This is a genomic window from Galactobacter valiniphilus (assembly GCF_003575975.1).
GTDB classification, from domain to species: domain Bacteria; phylum Actinomycetota; class Actinomycetes; order Actinomycetales; family Micrococcaceae; genus Galactobacter; species Galactobacter valiniphilus.
Genome location: NZ_QQXK01000064.1, coordinates 1 through 1,492, shown reverse-complemented (window position 1 = coordinate 1,492; position 1,492 = coordinate 1). Strand labels below are relative to the sequence as shown.

Genomic DNA, 1,492 nt, shown 5'->3' with positions numbered 1-1,492 from the left:
GGCGTCTACATGGGCGCATCGTTCGCGCCCAACCACAAGGGCATGCCCGTGATCGCGGCCTCTGCCAAGCTCGACTTTTTCAGCAAGCAGGTGCGTACCTCTCGCAACATCCGGGGCGGCTGGTGGGCCACTTGGCTCATGGGAGGACTCAACTACCAGATCGAGCATCACCTCTTCCCCAGCATGCCGCGCCCGCACCTGGCGCGGGCCAGGATCATCGTTCAGGACTACTGCACCAGGCATGCAGTCCCCTACACCGAAACCTCGCTCATCGAGTCCTACCGGATCGTGATCCGTTACCTCAACCGCGTCGGCCTGGGTGCTCGAGACCCCTTCGACTGCCCCATCGCGGCGCAGTTCGGACGTCGCTGACGTCTCCTCCGTCAGCAACTCCCACTTTGATGTTGCGAAGAGGCCAAAGAGTCTCCCACCCCTTTGCCAGTACGTACGCCTGAACCGACCCTTGCTGGAGGACGGGTCCATCCCTCCCCGCGCCGTCACCGCCGTGACCGCCGTGACCGCCGTCACCCGTACCGCAACCAGTGCGTGCCCAAGAGCAACCTTGATGCATATGATGCCTGCGCAATATGCAAACGGCCGGCCAAAAGAGAAGGATGATTCCTACGTCAATGTCTGACGAGAACGCCCCCGCCCACCTGCCACTGCTCGATGCCCAGGAGGGCTCAGGTAGCGGGCTACATGAAGTGAAACCCTCTTGGAGAGGCTGGATTCACGCCGGCACCTTCCCAGTGTCCATCGCGCTAGGAATCATCCTGGTGGCCCTGGCCCAGGGTGCCGAGGCCACGCTGGCCTGCCTCATCTTCGCAGTCACCTCGGCATTACTCTTTGGCATCTCGGCGCTCTACCACCGCATCAACTGGAAACCTGCAACCAAGCAGCTCTTCCGCCGGCTGGATCACTGCAACATCTTCCTGCTCATCGCCGGGACCTACACCCCGATCGCCGCCCTTGCCCTCCCGCCGGAGAAAGGCACCCCTATCCTCTGGATCGTCTGGGGCGCGACCGCCTTGGGGATCGGCTTCAGGATGTTCTGGCTCAGCGCCCCACGCTGGATCTACGTAGCCCTCTACCTCCTGCTGGGCTGGGGAATCGTCATGTTCATCGGCGACCTCTTTGCCGCCAACGCCCCAGCAATGCTCCTCGTCCTCATCGGAGGACTGCTCTACACCCTCGGTGCCATCGCCTACGCAAGTAAACGCCCCAACCCCTTCCCCGGCGCCTTCGGCTTCCACGAAATCTTTCACACCTGCACCGTCCTGGCTTACCTCTGCCATTGGGCAGCCGTCCTCCTCATCGCCACCTGAACCTCACTCGTTGGACGAGGGACATTGGACGCGGCCCCGGGCGTTGAGAGAACCTACGTGCCGGCAGTGCATGCTCCGGCCGGGGAATGAGGCTCTTCCTACTTGCGGTGGGGGTGAGCGGCGCGCCGGTGTGAGTTGGGCTGCGGGGTGAGGGACGTCGAGGCCCT

Annotated in this window: 2 protein-coding genes; both read left to right on the top strand. The window is 63.2% G+C overall.

Going from position 1 to position 1,492, the window contains the following annotated elements:
- Positions 1 to 372, top strand: a 372-nt coding sequence (locus DWB68_RS15695) for a fatty acid desaturase family protein (RefSeq protein WP_199700482.1), incomplete at its 5' end; no start/stop codon positions are given.
- A gap of 257 nt (positions 373 to 629) precedes the next feature.
- Positions 630 to 1,325, top strand: a complete 696-nt coding sequence (gene trhA / locus DWB68_RS15690; RefSeq protein WP_119426046.1) for a PAQR family membrane homeostasis protein TrhA — start codon at positions 630 to 632, stop codon at positions 1,323 to 1,325.
- Positions 1,326 to 1,492: the final 167 nt, after the last annotated feature.

What these genes read in the sequence shown, in the direction of transcription:
- trhA (WP_119426046.1), top strand. Translation starts at nt 630, where the DNA reads ATGTCTGACGAGAACGCCCCCGCCCACCTGCCACTGCTCGATGCCCAG.